The organism is Pyrobaculum ferrireducens, from assembly GCF_000234805.1.
In the GTDB taxonomy this organism is placed as follows: domain Archaea; phylum Thermoproteota; class Thermoprotei; order Thermoproteales; family Thermoproteaceae; genus Pyrobaculum; species Pyrobaculum ferrireducens.
This window is the reverse complement of record NC_016645.1, coordinates 850666-865769: the sequence shown is the minus strand read 5'-3', so window position 1 is coordinate 865769 and position 15104 is coordinate 850666. Positions and strand designations below refer to the sequence as shown.

The following is a 15104-nucleotide window of genomic DNA, read 5'->3' as shown; positions in this document are numbered from 1 at the left end:
TAAACATATGTCGAAACCCGCCGCCAAGTAGCGGCACCAATGTTAAAAACGCCACCGGAGACCACTCAATGGAGAGAAAGATGAGATTTCTCCTAATAGCGCCATGGGGAAACCCACCCCAGTGGCGCAAAGCCAAATACCGCGTTGAGGTCAAACATCCTGCCCTCCGGATAGAGGCCGAGGACGTGGAGGGCTGTAGCTCCACCGCGGCTCTGGCGCAACAGCTCAGAAAGGCAAGAGACGTTGATGTCCTCATCTTCGGCATGGACACAGCCATACCCCCCGCCGACCAGGTGCTTAGGAAGGCAGTCGAGGAAAAATACAGAGAGTGGGCGGAGAAACTCGATGTCAAGGCGGACGTGGTGTCGCTCCCCGGCATCGGCCTCTACCACGGCTGGCACTTCAAGGCCACGGCTCTGCACATCTTCAACAAGACGCTACACGCCATCCTCCAGAAAGCGGAGGAGAAGTCGAGACCCAGCTTCATAGTCGTCGACTTAACCCACGGCGTGAACTACCAAACCGTCGCCGTGCTCTACGCCGCCGTGGCCGCCTCCGTATTGCTGGACCTGGAGGGCAGGACAATTATCTACAACTCGGAACCATATCCGCCCGACCACATCACGGAGAACTGCATAAAAGAAGAGAGACAGAAGCAGGTCAAGAAAGAGCTCCCAAGCCTTGCGGTACTCGACGTAACGGAGCTACAGAGCGTCATAAGGGCTATCAGACAGCTCTCGGCACTGAAATCGCTAGCCCCCTCCAGAATCGATACGCCGAGAGAGATGCCCCAGGAGCTGTGCCCCAGATTCGAGAAGGTCGTCACCTCCTACATGTTGCTGGCCTCCGGAGCCGCCGCCTTGCTGTTCCCCCACGCGAGGTACGTGGGGAGGGAACCGGCGATCTACAAGCCGGGCTCCGGATCCAGCGGCCTGCCGCCACCCCCCGACGAAGTGAATCCCGACGACAAAACGCACACCGTCTCATACGGAGAGGCCGACGTCTCGTACCCCATCCAAGTGGCTCTCCACTACCTCGAAAGGGAGCTCGACAAGCTGAAGGCGGAGGACCTAGCCGCCTTCCTCAACAAAGCGGCCGGCCACTACGAGAAGGCCGGCGTGGCCTTGGTGAGCAAGGTGCTCAGAACGACAGCCGACGAGCTGGGGCTCATGGCGAAAGCCGCCGAGGTCATGGCCGACAAGGGCGTGCTGGAGACGAGGGAGGGGGCCGTGAGGCTGGCGCAACGCGAAGTCGCCGCCCTCTTCGATAACAGCAAGAGGCTCTTGGAGATTAAAGACGCCGACGCTCTGAGAGACGCGTGGGAAGACGCGCTGTGCGCGGCCGAGGCGCTCCTCAGGAGGGAGGGCAGAAAGGGCGTATCGGAGAGGGACCTGCGCAACCTGCTGGCCCACGGCGGCTTCGCGTATACCGTAGTAAGAGAAGTAACTGTGAGAGAGGCCAAGATAGTCGAGGCCGCCTACGACGGCGATAAAGTGGCTGAGTTAATACAACTACTGAAACCCCCCAGATGTTGAAAAACTCCGCAACCTAACCAGATAGCCCCCCGCAAACTTTTCAAAACGCCCCTCATTCACCTGTATCAGAAACTCAACATCAAGAGCGGCTACGCTCCCAAACACATATGCCAAAATATCGCGGCTCCTACCCACCGGCGTAAATCCCTCTCTCACCCAGACAAAGTCGTGGTGAAGAAAGACGCTGTCCCCGGCACTAGTCACACTAGGCGCTCTCGACCCGACAGCCAGAAGCGCCAAATCGGCAACCCTCTTCAAAACCTCCAACGCCCTCTCCGGGCTGTAGGCACCTGCTCTCTCCGCCTCCTCAGAAAGATACTCCCCATCCCTCCAGAAGTCGGCCAGCGTCACGTCCATATAGTAGTACTCCACCCCCCCGACAGCCTCCACCAACTGGAGGTAAAGCGCATACTCCCCGCATCGCACCAGCTCCCCCGGCCTAGAAGGCCCCCGGGGGCATCCCAGCCTTTCCGCAACCCTCCCCGCGTCCTCTCCCCTAACAACCACTAAGAGCACCATTTACACACCCCACAAACCTCGCTACAGCAAAACTCCACCTCCCACCCCCTCCCCTTAATCTCTTCAGCCAGCGCAGAAAATTCACGCCCCGGCGGGATAACTACAACACGGCGACTAGCCTGGTAATGAGATGTTGCGTTGAACTTACTCTCTATCTCTCCCAGAAGTCTCGCTGGCTCCTTCCTTGTCCTAGCCCCCCGGTCAAGATTACACTTACATTCAACCAAAATCTTCTCAGCCGGCCCCCTCGGGCCCACCAACACAAGTAGACAGTCGGGCAACGGCGGCAAATCGCCACTGTTCATACGCGCTGCGACATCATCGCATTTATAGGGGAAGGAGCTAGATACGTCGGGGCTACAGACGCAGTACGGCTTAGTACAGTAAGCCCCCCATTCGACGTCGACGCAACGGCTATCCTTTATGCTGTAGCCGCTGATTTTATGCCTCTGCGAAGGCCCTGGCCTCTGCATATGCGATATTCTTCAACTCGTCCATGTTACGAATTCTTATAAACTCACCCTCTTTCACATAGTAGACAGACCATCCCCTCTTAAGAGCCGCCTTGACAGAAAGACCAATATGAGACTCCAAAATTACGAAAGACGGCAACGAAGTCAAGAACTTTATCACATCTACAGCCAAGTCGTAGTGCATCCCAGCCTCAAAGGTATCCAATATTAAGATCTCAGGCTCACCATATATGGCTAAGAGCAACCCTAAAACTCGGACTAATCCATATGCGAGGTCACGCAAATTGATCCAATGTCCTCTCTCTTTTACCATGTCAAAGTAGAAGTCTTCAATTCCTAGAAGATAAATTTCTCGCCTAACCAATTCAGCTATCCTAGGATCCCTTATATTGATCCCAGGCGGACATAGAGAGATCTCCCACAGCTCCTCGTCCACTGAATTACGCACTACACATGGAGCGAGGTATGAAAGAGAAAATCTCAACGTAGTATCCTTTCTTTCCCCATCAACGTATAGGGTTGTGCCAGCGAATCTATCTATTTCTAAACTATATTTTTTCCCGTCAATAACTGCTGAAATGGTTGCCTTATCAGCGCCTAGCCTAATATGAGATTGCGGAGATCTCGCCAACAATCCACTGATTATATTTTCAACCCCGCTTTCCTCGCTAATGTAACCTAATAATGTCAAAAGTGCATGTATGAGGCTAGTTTTTCCTGCTCCGTTGGGGCCGAAGAGAAGAAGCTTGTTGTTGTCTACGTCTATCTCTGCGGTTTCGATTCTCTTGAAATTTAGCACTTCTATCTTGGTTATTCTCATAATAATTTGCATTATTTGTTTAATTATTTAAATATTCCGTAACCTATTGCTGTCTTGGCGCCTACCCCTAGGCGTAACGCGTCTCTGACAGCGTTAAAAAGTTCAGTAACACATTCAGAGCCTAGGCCGTGGCTCTTAACGCCAATTATAAAGGCGAATGTAACACCTGGGGGAATCGCGGGAAACACAAGCGGTATCGGATCGGCGGCGGCCTCATGAATGACGCCACTTACCTCCTTATAGTGCGGCGTGATGACGTCGGGCTCCACCAGCTTTTCCCACTTTACTGGATAGGCATCAAACACTGTTAGTTTCCCCTCCTCAGATTGTTCCCCGAATAGAGCTGTCTTATCCAATTCGCATAAAGAGTTAGGAAAGGTTGCTCTCAACGCGCCTTTTAGAGAGGTAGCCGGTATATAGGGAATGTTGAAAATAGGATGCCATGAGATCCCGATCTCCAGAGGCAGATAAGGCCACTTGGTATGAATAACAAGCCTCGTCTCGAGCGTAAACTCAAACCTGTACACCGGCCTAAAAACTGACTTAGCAGCCTCCATAACCGCCTCTACATATCGCCCAACAACGTCAGGACGTAAATACATAGGAGGCTTCTCATATAGATACGCCACGGCCTCTCTAGAGAACAGCGGGGGCTTAAGCCCCAGCCCCGCCGCCTCGCGCATTGACTCTAAAAACGCAAGATTAAAACACGACACCACGTTGTAGCTATCGCTACACAGCCTAGCTAAGGCCCCCCTTATGATCTTGATAATCTCCTCCTCTAACTTCTTAGACTTTCCCCCGCGCCTCTTTCCGGCTCCTCTCACCATATCGCCGCTATAGTTCCCCCCATCTTCTTGACATAATCCTCAAACTCGTGGAAAGCCGTTAAATAAGCAGAAATAACCTTAGCCGCGTCTATAGACAGCTCCCTTTCTCCCGTGTTGCTCCACGTAATCGATGTCGGCCAATCCCCCGACACCAACACCGTCAGGTAGCCGCCGGCCTCCCCGGAGGAGTTGAACCAATGGCCCTGGCCGTGGTACGCCACCATAAACGTCGAGGCCCTCCTATCCACTTCCGCGATGTATCCAGTCCCCCTCTGCTCCCGCGGCAGGCCCAAAACCCACGCCTCAAGCCTCCGCCTGAGCTCGTCCTGGCCCTTAGGGCTACCGACAGTCACCCTAGCCCTCTGAGGCCGCAGAAAGAAGTTGTGTAGAGACGGAGCATCCAAGCCCACGACTCGGTACACAGAAGCCAGCCTCATATCCAGCGACGCCTTGGTCACCACAGGCATCGGCGGCAACTCCCTCTGAGGACCCCCGCATCTATCAGTTATCAGATTCTCCAGCGAGGCCCTAACCTCCTCTATAAGCTTGCCTACTGAAGTCCGGGGCAAGAAGTCGGACCACGTCATATCTAGTGAACCAAGCCCCTTCCTAGAGCCCTTCCCCAGGCCCGAAAGAGTGAGAGCAACCGCTAACATCTGGAGGCCTAGCGTGAAGATCTTCGAATCCACCCCTCTACCGGATATCTCCAACCTAAATCTCCCACCAAGCGCGTACTCAACCTTATCAGATAACGATAGCAGGTTAAACCTCTGAAACTCAGCCCTCTTACCATAGCCATACTCCACGTAGCGACTTGCTCTCGTAACAGAACCTATATACGGCCTCCCCAAAACCCTCACAACTATCCTAAACCTAGACGCAGAGGCATCTCCACCACCTGCATAACCCAGCCCCAGCACTTTACCAGTTATCTGGCTTATCCTCCGCACAACATCAAGATCAGGCTCCAAAAACACCAATTTACCCCTACGCGCCCGGAGACAACCCCTTTCGTACAAAACGCCGCCCACAAAAGCCCTCGCCCACCAACGCCACACTCCCTTGATAGACGTAGGCCTGATGAAAGACTGAGTATCCAATATATTTGGCCGATACCACCCCACGGACAGCGGCGTCGCGATAGTCAAGTCAAACTGAGCCCTCATCTCTCAGCCTCGAACTTGGCCTCAGCCAGCTTCTTAAGCCAGTCCACGTACTCCGCCAGCTCTAAATCCACGAGAGCCCCCCTCTCGTCCAGCGACTTTAAAGTCTCGGCGAGGTTGTTTACCGGTATCCCCAGCTCCCTAAACGCCTCCAGAAGGCAGGCCCCGTAGAGGGCGTAGCCCTTCTCCTCCCTCCCCTTCCCCCTATCGCCGCAGATGGCCTTAACCTTCTCCTCGAAGCTCCCCCCGGCGTATATGTCCTTCTCGCTGGATCTCGCGGCCAGTATGGCGAAGGCGTAGGCCGAGCCGACGTAATAGATCTCGGAGGGGATCTGCCTAGCCCTCGTCCTAAACGCCGACCTGGCGTCTTCATCGCAGTAGGCCTCGACGTACTTCACGCAGGCCAGCGCCTTCTCAAGCCACGTCATAGTATCTCCACGAGGCCCTTCCCCACCGTCTCCTTCCCCCCGATCCACAACGGGCCCTTAGCCTTAGATTCTACGTACTCGCACGGGTCGAACTGTTTCAACTGCACCGTGTGTTCTTCGAACTTATTAGGATCATTAGAGCGCACCTTGACCTTAACGGCGGTCCTCGCCCTCCCGTTGCAGTGTATGCCGGTCACGAACGCCGTGAAGGGCGGGATGTACTCCTCGCTCCACGGCCCCACCTCGACGGTCTTGGTCTCCTTCTTGAGCCTCACCCTGTACTGCACCATGAGGCTCCTCCTGACAATCCTCGGCAGATCCTCGTCGCTCACCACAGCGAAGCCGGGCTGTGCGCCCAGTATTTGCGACACCTTCTTAAACGGGCCGATGTCGAGGCGGGGCGCCTGTTGTGAAGACACCTTGAGCTTGATCTCGTTGATCACCGCGTGGTCTCCAACCGCGTACGACTTATCGGAGAGGGCCACCTCCCCAGGAGCCACCGGGGGAAGCTGGGGCAAGTTGAGCCCCTCTCCCAGAGCCTCAGCGTAGAGCTTCGCGAAGCCGAATAAAAGCGGCGACGTCACGTAGAGCCACACCCCCTTGAGGGACCGGGCCGGGATTGCGAAGAGCTTCGCGTCGAGGAAAGACACCGCCGCCGAGTGCTCAGAGGCGGCCTCTGGCTTGGGGCCGAAAGCTGCTATCACCTTGGCGCAGTCTTCAGCCTTAGACGCGTCGACGCAGGCGGGGCCATCGAAGAGCCCGCCCTCCGCCTTAGCCCTCACCGCGCCCTTCAGGCTGGATGCCCATATGGCGGGGAGGCCGAACTCATCCCTCTGGACAGGCAGGTCCACATACGCCTCCTCAGAACGGCCCACGCCGGGGTGCAGAGAGGTCAAGGCCAGGACCCAGAGAATTCTCCCCGCCATAATCTTTAGATGGGCCTAATATATAAACCTTAGCCGCGGCGGCGAAACTAGAGGACTGTCATGCGGGGGAACGGCCTCGGCGCTGGCGCAAAGTTAAAAATCCGCCCAATGTAATAAATATGGACTGGTTCGCCAAGGCCTGGGCCCTTCTCCACGACCCCCCATATAAGGCCCTCTGGCCCCTCGGCTTTAAGCCGCTCGGCGGCACCACCCACGAAGAGGAGGCCCGCAGGCTGTTGGATCTAGTCCTACAAGGCACCAAGCTTGGGGGCGGCGCCCCCGACGAGAAGACAGCCAAGGCCGTCCAGGCCGCGGACATGCTGGCCTCCTCCTTCGACAGGTGGGCCCTGGCGCCGGAGGGCGAGGCCAGGTACTGGGTAAAGCCAAAGGAGCTGGTCAACCCATTCAACCCCGCCCTGAGAACTCCTCTGGAAATCCCGGCATTTGATGAGCTCAGGCAGAGGGTGATGAAATACGCCGAGAAAGTCAACGAGGCGGTCAAGGCCGCGGGCGACGAGAGGGAGGCCTACTTCGCCCTATACGCCGCGTACGAGCTGGCTTGGATAGACGCCGGCCTCCCCGCGCTCCCCGCAGACACCCGGATGCCCACCCACACGATCTTCGACCACCTGTACGCCACCGCCGCGGTGCTGAACTGGATAGATGAAAACGGAAGCCTAAGGGACGACGGCTGCCTTTTAGAAATAGACATCCCGGGGATCCAGAGTTTAATATCGTCGGCTAGGAAGGCGGGGGACTACAGGGCGGGTAGCTTCCTAGTCTCGCTGGCGGTGTGGGGCACCGCGTGGAGATACATGGAGAAATACGGCCCAGACGTGTTGCTCTCGCCGTCGCCCCGCTTCAACCCATTCCACTATCTACAAGTATTTCATTACGTGCAAATAAGGAAATGGAAATCGGAGTGGGGCAGTAAGGCGTATGGATTGTACACATCTGTGTTGAGCAAGGCGCTGGGCATGGCGGCGGAGCATCAGTTCGTTAAGCAGATCGTCGAACATGCGCCCGTCGTCCCAGGCACGGCCTATCTCGCCCTTCCCAGCTGTGACGAAGCGCGCAGGGCCGTTGACTATTTTGAAGAGGTCCTCGACGACATTAGAGCGACGGCGCTGGGGGAGAAGGAGCCGTGGCTACCGTTAGTGAAGGCGCCGGGCGGCGACGTCTTGAAAATCGCGAAGGCCGCCTTGGCTAAGATCCCCCGGAGGTACCTACCGCTAAGGGTCCGAACCGCGTCTATAAAAGAGGCGCGGCCCTGCGCTGAGGAAGCCGCCAAGGGGGTGGGGGAGAGGGCCGAGTTCGAGGTAGATCCCATGAGGTTTATCTTCTGGGCCTTGCTGGATGTCCTGCGCAGAAAGCCCGCCGTACCGCACGCCGTCTATTGGTTTGGAAAAGGCGGCGTACCCAGGTTCGCCCAGCACTACGACGGCACGTGGATGCACAGCACCCTCGACCCGGATCAGCCAGCCGTGCTGAGGCTGTCGGGGGTCTTTGTCAACGGCGTGCTGGACTACGACGACGAAACCAAAAAGGTGCTGGGCCAACTCGGCGTCCAGAACTACAACGAGCTGAAGAAGGTCTTCAAGCCTAAGGAGGCCCTAGGCCCCGTAGATGTGCTCAGACGCGCGCTTTACTACAGATACCGGAACAAGATAGACTCTGTAGAAGCCGTGGCGTTGATGCGGCACTACAGGATGGGGTACTTCAAGAAATGCGACGAGCTCCGGCGCAAGGTCGAGGAGATCTTAGATGGAGGCGACGCCGAGCTCCTCTTCGGCTCCTCAGAGGCGGCCGACAAGGCGCTTGCAGAAGCGCCAAAGATATGCGACGGGGACGCCAGCCTCCCACCCCCCACGCTCATGTACGCCATAGTTAGAGCGGATGCCGACAACATAGGGAAGCTGATCTCCGGGTGCCTCCCAGCGGCGCCGCAACCTCCCGACGCAGATGTCGAGGGAGACATAGAGCAATGGAAGAGGGACGCGGAGCGGTTCCGGAGGCTTGTAAAGGCTGTAAAGGAGGCGTTTAAAGAAGAGGTGGAGAGGGTGTGCGGGAGGGGCTGGACGGGGGCTTACGTGGTTCCGTCCCCAGCCTACTACGCAACGCTCTCCGCCTCGTTGATGATCACAGCTCTAAAAGATGTATACATCGCCATGAAGCACAGCGGCGAGGTCGTCTTCGCGGGAGGCGACGACTTGTTGGTATTCGCGCCTATGGCGACCGCGTTTGACCTAGCTAGCGAGAGCAGAAAAGCATTTGAGGGAGACGGGGGATTCCACAAACTCGGCGCGTATGTCATCCCGGCGCTTGCGGCCTACGGCAAGAGCTACTCCATAAGAGCCGCTCACGCCATCACTGACTTCATGGCCCACGAGGTGAACGCCGCCGCAGACCTCCTCGAAAAGGCGAAAGACGCGGTCCCCGGCAAAGACGCCCTCGCCGTATCCACCTCCACGGGTCACGCCGGCTTTGCCAAAACCCAAGACGCCAAACTCCTCAAAGAAATCGCCGAGGACTACAGGACCGGCAAACTCAGCCGAAACCTCCCCTACGACCTAGAAAGGGCCTACCCCCCAGACACCAAATGCCAAAACGAGGAGGCCTGCCTAGAAGCCGCCAAAGCCGTGTTCACCTACGTCGCCCAGCGCAACGTGAAGAGCGGCGCCCAGACAGCCCCCACCGACCTCCTCAAACTGCTGACAAATCTCGAAGCCAGGGAACACGGCGTGGGGGAACCCCGCAAGGCGGAGGAGACGCCGCGGTGGAAAACCGCCGATCTGTGGAAAAACGCGGTTGAGCTGTTGAAAGCCCTGAGGGAGTGGGCATGAAAGTAGTCATAAAGCCCCTAGGCTACGCCCGCCTCGCCGCCAGGCCCCTATCGACGCCCACAGTCGCCGCCAGAGACGCCGCGGCCGCCGCCCCGCCCCCCTCCACCCTCCTAGGCCTGCTAGGCGCGCTGGCGGGAGTAACAACGCAGTGCCCCGGCAACGGGCCGGAAGCCGCCGAAAGACAGCTGGAACAGCTCGCCGAGGTCCTGGGGGTCAAGCGGATATGGGGCCCCCTCGTGGAGATAGACGGCGCCCTCTACGCCCCCGGCGCCGCCCTCCTATACCAGATAGAGCCCAAGGGCGCGGCGGCCAAGCCCGTCGACGTCAGGCAGCTACACGTGGTGAGGAGGATCGGGCTCGCCCTCGGCCCCCACAAGACAGCCGCCCCCGGCTACCTCTACAGCGCCACCTACGTCGCCGAGAGGGCCGCCTACATATACTACGTCGAGGCACGGGGGCTGAAGAGAGGCGTCGCCAGACTTGGAGGAGAAGGCAGACTAGCCACCGTCGAGATACAAGACGGCCAACTCCCAATACCGCCACCCAGCCAGATAGACGGCACCGCCCTCGTCATATCCCCACTCCTCGCCCCCGAAGGCAAGCTACCAGACTGCCTCAAACCACTGGGCACCCTCAAGAAAGAGAAAGACCGCTTTGAGCCAGACCACAAAGTCAAACTAGTGCAGTGGGGCCTAGGCTTCTCCGAAGTATGCAGAGAGAGGAGGCCCATGTACCCAGCCCTCCCCCCCGGCACAGTGGTGGAGGCAAGGGGGTGCAGAGGTAACGAAGGCTACCTAGCCGAACTCGGCTACGGCGCCCTCCTACCTATCCAACTAGAAAACTGCGGGACACGCCAAACGCCGCCCCGGGACTGCACCGCCTCTATACCTTAAACAATAAAAGAAGATACAAAACTTAAAAGCAACTATACAACAAATTCTATGAAGCTAGCTCCTTTTGTCCTTCTAGCCGCGGCCCTGGCCTACGCCGCGGCCGTGGTCGCCCAGCCAGTGGCGGTATACGACTTCTCAGGTGCGATCTCCTACACGTATACATGCGGCGCAGACGTGGATAAGGACTACGGCTACTGCAACGGCGACTGCGTCGGGGTCATCGGGGCGGTGGACGACTCCACGGCGGACCGCGCCGTCAGAGTCCTCGTCGGGGGGAGGGAGGCCCCCGTCAAGATGTACATATACAAAACAGACGACGTTTACAAACCCAACGTCTACCTAGCCGTATTCGAGGCCAAGTGGCCCGGCAAGGTCGAGGTGCGCACCGGGCTAAGGGTGGAGGCCTACATCCTCGTCAGCCGCCAAGGCGGAGGCGAGATGAGAGTCGGCAGACTATACGTGCTCCCCTACGTGGCGAACCGCACCGCCGCCGGCAACTACACCTTCAAGCTGGACTACCCCGGCGAGGTCGTTGCATGCACCATGGGCAAGAGGGCCCGGGAGGCCGAGGTCCTCCAACGAGACAGGTGGGTAAAGGCGGAGGTCAAGACGGGGTGGTACAGCGGGCTGGTCAGAGGCGACGGCTCGGCCATCCGCTTCCACTGGGACAAGAGCATCACCGAATCCGCCGTCAAGCTCTACTACATCTTCGCCACCGCCCGGGTGCCCCCCAACAAGTCCTACGTCGTGGGGCTGGACGGGCGCCCCGTCCCAAGCTGGGTGCTGAACCTAATCGTTTCTGACGCCGCGGGGCTTGAAGACGGCGTCGTGTACCACTACGGCGAGGCCCGCCTCAGAACCCCCCGCGGCGAGGTAGCGCTGAGGCCGGGCCAGCGCTACGTGGTGGAGGGGAGGCACTGCGTCGTGACGGGCTACGCCACAAACGGAGCCCCCCTAGACCTGGAGATCTACTACGGCAACTACAAAGCCGCCGCGGGCAGGGGATCCGTGGCCACCTACTGCCTAGAAGGCGCCTACCGCGTGAGGTATAGGTACTACAACGCCACGGCAGTCGCCAAGGTGGACTACAGCGGCGAAGCCAGCGGCAACGTCACGCTGAAGCTGGTCCCCGTAACGGTGAGGGTTGTAGGGCTGTTTTCTAGGCCCCTATACGAAGCCGTCGTCTACGCGCCGCCTGGATACAGGGTTGAACTAAACCTGAGCAAAGCCGCGCCTGGCCTCAGCACCTACGCCACCGCTGGGCATGATAGACACGTGGAGCTGGAAATTATAAAGCCGTGGGGATTTACCGGAGTCATAACTCTAGCCGTAGTAGCCGTCATAGCTGTTGCCGTGTTGATAAGAGACAGGATGCCAACACTATTCGACGCTTTGATAAGCCGCTCCCTCGAGCTCTACCTCGTGCTCACTCTGCCGCTCATATTCGCCGCGGTTGTGGGGCCCTATATGTCGAGAGCCCTCGATTTGATTGACGCATTCGGCATTTACGTACTAGCCACTGTCCCCCTCGCCGTAGCAACCACATACGCGATTCACGACAGAAGAAAAATCCCTTCAATGGCCCTGTACCTAGCCGCCACTTACGCCGCTCTGATCTTAATAATTAACTACGAGGGCACGATCTACAGCTGGCTTCTCCTATTCAGCCTGTGGCTGGCCGCCGCCGTCACCTCCATCACCCACTACACCACCATCCACATCAAAACCTGCAGAATCCGATGCCACATATTTTCTGTTTCAATTCTTTTGTAGGTTCTTCCGGCTGAGATATGGAATGCTAAGCCCAACGCTACAATAAAGTTTCAATTCTTTTGTAGGTTCTTCCGCGCATACCGCCCCCCAATTCTCCCCCCAATTCCAATCAGTTTCAATTCTTTTGTAGGTTCTTCAAGAAGCCGCCACGGTCGAGCTATCAGCTAAAGCTCTACAGTGTTTCAATTCTTTTGTAGGTTCTTCTGAGGTACACGGGACTGTCGCCTACAGACGACCCAGTGCTGTGTTTCAATTCTTTTGTAGGTTCTTCTACCGCATTTACGTTATGTATGGTGGAATTTGGGGTGATTAGTTTCAATTCTTTTGTAGGTTCTTCATTTTTGAAATACTTGAAATAAACGAGAAAATAAGCAGGTATAGTTTCAATTCTTTTGTAGGTTCTTCAATGAAAGGTTCATTTAGGAAATATGGGGTGCTAGATGTAGTTTCAATTCTTTTGTAGGTTCTTCACGTAGCATACAGGCGCTGGATGTCGTAGCGCGCGCAAAAATGTTTCAATTCTTTTGTAGGTTCTTCAGAAGTCAGGCGCGACCTGCGCACCGCGGTATATAGGCGTTTCAATTCTTTTGTAGGTTCTTCAAAGACTAGGAGGAGGGGCATCTTAGTATACGTACCTATTAAGTTTCAATTCTTTTGTAGGTTCTTCTGTTGTCACATATTTAAGTCCTATACAGCCATCTAGTACAACGTTTCAATTCTTTTGTAGGTTCTTCACTGCTGTATGCCTGAGGGTGAGGAGGAGCGGGCTATCATGTTTCAATTCTTTTGTAGGTTCTTCGCCGTGGGGCAAGAGGAGCTACGCTCTTCACATTAAGTTTCAATTCTTTTGTAGGTTCTTCGAGGCCAGTTTACTAACTCGCTTCTATGAGCGGTATTTGGCTGTTTCAATTCTTTTGTAGGTTCTTCCAGGCGGCGTTTTTCGCGTTGCTTTCACTGCCGCACGAGTTTCAATTCTTTTGTAGGTTCTTCACAGTGCGCGTGGGCGCCCCTCCAGTAGTAAGCCATCTAAGTTTCAATTCTTTTGTAGGTTCTTCTGTGACGTACGTATTCAAGTAGCCCCCCCTTTTTTTCCATCGTTTCAATTCTTTTGTAGGTTCTTCAAAATTGTGTGTCCCCAGTGGAGTAGGTATTTCGGCAAAATGTTTCAATTCTTTTGTAGGTTCTTCTGGTGGTAAAAGGGGTAGGCCATTATCCTATAAACCTACTAAGTTTCAATTCTTTTGTAGGTTCTTCACTGTCCCCACCCACCTTTCAACTATCTCGGCTTTCAACTGAGTTTCAATTCTTTTGTAGGTTCTTCTCACAGAATTCGCAACTGCGACAAAACTCACTAGCACAGTTTCAATTCTTTTGTAGGTTCTTCTGTGGGTTTTTATTTGGGATCTTAGTTTTTGCTCTTTTATAAATGTTTCGTCTGCCGTCGAGACTTTTACACGGCGCGGTTTAGGCAAAGGCGGCCGCCACGGCGCGCCATCCAAAACACTGGGTAAAAAGATAAACATTGCCTAAATTATACTAGTTTAATAACTACTGACCGCGCGATAGGAAGAGGCTTCACAAATGAATTTTATATGAGTAAAGAGAATGTTATGAATAATATGTAAAATTATTATTTGAGTTGGTAAATTTATCCAGAGGTTTGAAATTTAATGCTTAAGTTAAGTCAAGCGAGACATTGCATTTCTATCCGTTTTATTAATGTCTAGAGAGGTTGCGGTAGCTGGTCTCTAGAATGTATTAAGCAGTCCTCAGGAGGGGGTAGCGTCGCGTGTCGCCGTGCTTGGCGGGTTTCTGAATGGGGTTGGTTCTTGGTTGCTGGGCCGCGGCGCCGCTAGCACTGGTAGCGCTCGTCGAGGCATATGCGGCTCCGCGCCTCTGGGTGGATGTAGATCCACGCGGCCAGCCGCCGGCCGTCTTTCAACACGACGCGGGTACGGGCCCTGGCGTAGCCCGCTGGGAACTCCAGCTGGTCCACCCTCTCGACCACCTCCTCGCCCGCCTCGTAGACCTCTCCCTCAACCATACAGCCAGGCGCGCGGACGGCGTAGGGGATTAAGTCGACGTAGAGAGTGAAGCCGGGGGCGTACGCCTCGCCCACGTACTCAGCCCCCTGGAGGAGCCAGTGGTTGACGCAACCCCTCTTCAAGGTGCCGTAGACAAAGAGGTACACGGCACGGAGACCGGCCCCCTTTAAAAAGACGTCTGGCAGCTCCCCCCGGGCGGCGGCCCCCGCCCTCCGCCGAATCTCGGCGCCTGGTGGCCGCGGCCTCTCCCGCACAGCCGCTGGGTGCCGGGCGTCGTGCCGGCGCGCGGGGCTCCTGTGGGTGGGGCTCCGGGCCGTGGGTCTCGGCGGCTAGGCGCGGCGTGTGTTTTTGTATATGCAGTGTCTGGCGTAGCCGCAGGCGGCGCATCGCCTCGTGACGTACGGGGGGTCGCGGCCGGCGTATATCTGGGCTATGTTTTTTATGATGGTCATGAGGGCCTCTGCGAGGTCCGGGGTGTAGGGGATGGTGTGGGGCTTGTCTTTTATCAATATGCCGTATCTCACGGGGCCGCGGGTCTCGGCCATCCACATGTAGGCGGCTAGCTGGTAGATCTCGGGGGTCGCGGGGGGCCCAGGCCCTGCCTTGGTCTCTATGGGCACCACGCCTCCCCACCTATCCACGGCGATGTAGTCCGCAACGCCGCGGAGAGAGGGCCTCCTCAGGGGGACCTCCGCCTCTACCCGCCTGTAGCCTGCGGCGAGCTCCGGGGGGAGGGGCCGCCTCTCGGAGAGGTACTCGGCTGGGGGCTCCTCGGCGCCTATCCTCTTCGCCGCGATTATCCCCGGGCAGTAGAGGTAGTGCTTCACGTCGGTGGGTGTTATACACACATGCCCTA

General features: G+C 56.6%; 14 protein-coding genes and 1 CRISPR repeat array. Of the genes, 3 read left to right on the top strand and 11 right to left on the bottom strand.

The features are described from left to right. The first annotated feature begins 68 nt into the window (after window positions 1–68). A complete protein-coding gene (csx1, locus tag P186_RS04725) occupies window positions 69–1535 on the top strand; it encodes a CRISPR-associated CARF protein Csx1 (RefSeq protein ID WP_014288294.1) in 1467 nt (488 codons plus the stop codon). Here the strand turns inward: csx1 and P186_RS04720 are convergent. The 7 genes from P186_RS04720 to cmr4 are packed head-to-tail and all read right to left on the bottom strand — an operon-like array spanning window position 1512 to window position 6694. After that, window positions 1512–2054 carry a hypothetical protein gene (locus P186_RS04720; RefSeq protein ID WP_014288293.1) on the bottom strand — a complete coding sequence of 181 codons (543 nt, stop codon included), beginning with the start codon at window positions 2052–2054 and terminating at the stop codon, window positions 1512–1514. The two genes, csx1 and P186_RS04720, sit on opposite strands and share 24 nt — an antisense overlap. After that, a complete protein-coding gene (locus P186_RS04715; RefSeq protein ID WP_148682732.1) occupies window positions 2042–2527 on the bottom strand; it encodes a hypothetical protein in 486 nt (161 codons plus the stop codon). Before P186_RS04715 ends, P186_RS04720 begins: the two co-directional genes overlap by 13 nt. Continuing rightward, window positions 2496–3347: an AAA family ATPase gene (locus tag P186_RS04710; protein ID WP_014288291.1), complete on the bottom strand. Its 852-nt coding sequence runs from the start codon at window positions 3345–3347 to the stop codon at window positions 2496–2498. Before P186_RS04710 ends, P186_RS04715 begins: the two co-directional genes overlap by 32 nt. 23 nt (window positions 3348–3370) lie before the next feature. Beyond that, a complete protein-coding gene (gene cmr6 / locus P186_RS04705; RefSeq protein WP_014288290.1) occupies window positions 3371–4177 on the bottom strand; it encodes a type III-B CRISPR module RAMP protein Cmr6 in 807 nt (268 codons plus the stop codon). Next, a complete protein-coding gene (locus P186_RS04700; RefSeq protein ID WP_014288289.1) occupies window positions 4171–5343 on the bottom strand; it encodes an RAMP superfamily CRISPR-associated protein in 1173 nt (390 codons plus the stop codon). The genes cmr6 and P186_RS04700 overlap by 7 nt, the downstream gene beginning before the upstream one ends. Next, a complete protein-coding gene (cmr5, locus tag P186_RS04695) occupies window positions 5340–5768 on the bottom strand; it encodes a type III-B CRISPR module-associated protein Cmr5 (RefSeq protein ID WP_014288288.1) in 429 nt (142 codons plus the stop codon). Before cmr5 ends, P186_RS04700 begins: the two co-directional genes overlap by 4 nt. After that, window positions 5765–6694 (bottom strand): type III-B CRISPR module RAMP protein Cmr4, encoded by a 930-nt coding sequence (cmr4, locus tag P186_RS04690; RefSeq protein WP_014288287.1) that lies wholly within the window; start codon window positions 6692–6694, stop codon window positions 5765–5767. Before cmr4 ends, cmr5 begins: the two co-directional genes overlap by 4 nt. A 119-nt stretch (window positions 6695–6813) precedes the next feature. Here cmr4 and cas10 point away from each other — a divergent pair, with 119 nt between their 5' ends. Together cas10 and P186_RS04680 are read left to right on the top strand one after the other, a co-directional pair. Further along, window positions 6814–9537 (top strand): type III-B CRISPR-associated protein Cas10/Cmr2, encoded by a 2724-nt coding sequence (gene cas10 / locus P186_RS04685; RefSeq protein WP_014288286.1) that lies wholly within the window; start codon window positions 6814–6816, stop codon window positions 9535–9537. Then, entirely contained in the window at window positions 9534–10430 is an 897-nt protein-coding gene (locus P186_RS04680; protein ID WP_014288285.1) for a CRISPR-associated protein, read from the top strand. Before cas10 ends, P186_RS04680 begins: the two co-directional genes overlap by 4 nt. A gap of 515 nt (window positions 10431–10945) precedes the next feature. Here the strand turns inward: P186_RS04680 and P186_RS13805 are convergent. The 4 genes from P186_RS13805 to cas4 form a co-directional block, all read right to left on the bottom strand. Continuing rightward, window positions 10946–11110, bottom strand: a complete 165-nt coding sequence (locus tag P186_RS13805) for a hypothetical protein (RefSeq protein ID WP_158307132.1) — start codon at window positions 11108–11110, stop codon at window positions 10946–10948. A gap of 109 nt (window positions 11111–11219) precedes the next feature. Further along, window positions 11220–11348: a hypothetical protein gene (locus tag P186_RS14570; protein ID WP_257719880.1), complete on the bottom strand. Its 129-nt coding sequence runs from the start codon at window positions 11346–11348 to the stop codon at window positions 11220–11222. An 837-nt stretch (window positions 11349–12185) separates the two neighbouring features. After that, a CRISPR array of direct repeats spans window positions 12186–13587; the repeat unit is 25 nt; unit sequence GTTTCAATTCTTTTGTAGGTTCTTC. Window positions 13588–14055: 468 nt separating this feature from the next. Then, the gene (locus P186_RS04675) at window positions 14056–14394 is read right to left on the bottom strand and encodes a gamma-glutamylcyclotransferase family protein (RefSeq protein WP_158307131.1); all 339 of its coding nucleotides are present in this window, start codon (window positions 14392–14394) and stop codon (window positions 14056–14058) included. A gap of 183 nt (window positions 14395–14577) precedes the next feature. Continuing rightward, window positions 14578–15096, bottom strand: coding sequence for a CRISPR-associated protein Cas4 (cas4, locus tag P186_RS04670; protein WP_148682730.1), 519 nt, complete (start codon window positions 15094–15096; stop codon window positions 14578–14580). Between the last annotated feature and the right edge of the window lie 8 nt (window positions 15097–15104).

What these genes read in the sequence shown, in the direction of transcription:
- P186_RS04680 (WP_014288285.1), top strand. Translation starts at nt 9,534, where the DNA reads ATGAAAGTAGTCATAAAGCCCCTAGGCTACGCCCGCCTCGCCGCCAGG.
- P186_RS04720 (WP_014288293.1), bottom strand. Translation starts at nt 2,054, where the DNA reads ATGGTGCTCTTAGTGGTTGTTAGGGGAGAGGACGCGGGGAGGGTTGCG.
- cmr6 (WP_014288290.1), bottom strand. Translation starts at nt 4,177, where the DNA reads ATGGTGAGAGGAGCCGGAAAGAGGCGCGGGGGAAAGTCTAAGAAGTTA.
- cmr5 (WP_014288288.1), bottom strand. Translation starts at nt 5,768, where the DNA reads ATGACGTGGCTTGAGAAGGCGCTGGCCTGCGTGAAGTACGTCGAGGCC.
- P186_RS04710 (WP_014288291.1), bottom strand. Translation starts at nt 3,347, where the DNA reads ATGAGAATAACCAAGATAGAAGTGCTAAATTTCAAGAGAATCGAAACC.
- cmr4 (WP_014288287.1), bottom strand. Translation starts at nt 6,694, where the DNA reads ATGGCGGGGAGAATTCTCTGGGTCCTGGCCTTGACCTCTCTGCACCCC.
- csx1 (WP_014288294.1), top strand. Translation starts at nt 69, where the DNA reads ATGGAGAGAAAGATGAGATTTCTCCTAATAGCGCCATGGGGAAACCCA.
- P186_RS04700 (WP_014288289.1), bottom strand. Translation starts at nt 5,343, where the DNA reads ATGAGGGCTCAGTTTGACTTGACTATCGCGACGCCGCTGTCCGTGGGG.
- cas10 (WP_014288286.1), top strand. Translation starts at nt 6,814, where the DNA reads ATGGACTGGTTCGCCAAGGCCTGGGCCCTTCTCCACGACCCCCCATAT.
- P186_RS04715 (WP_148682732.1), bottom strand. Translation starts at nt 2,527, where the DNA reads ATGCAGAGGCCAGGGCCTTCGCAGAGGCATAAAATCAGCGGCTACAGC.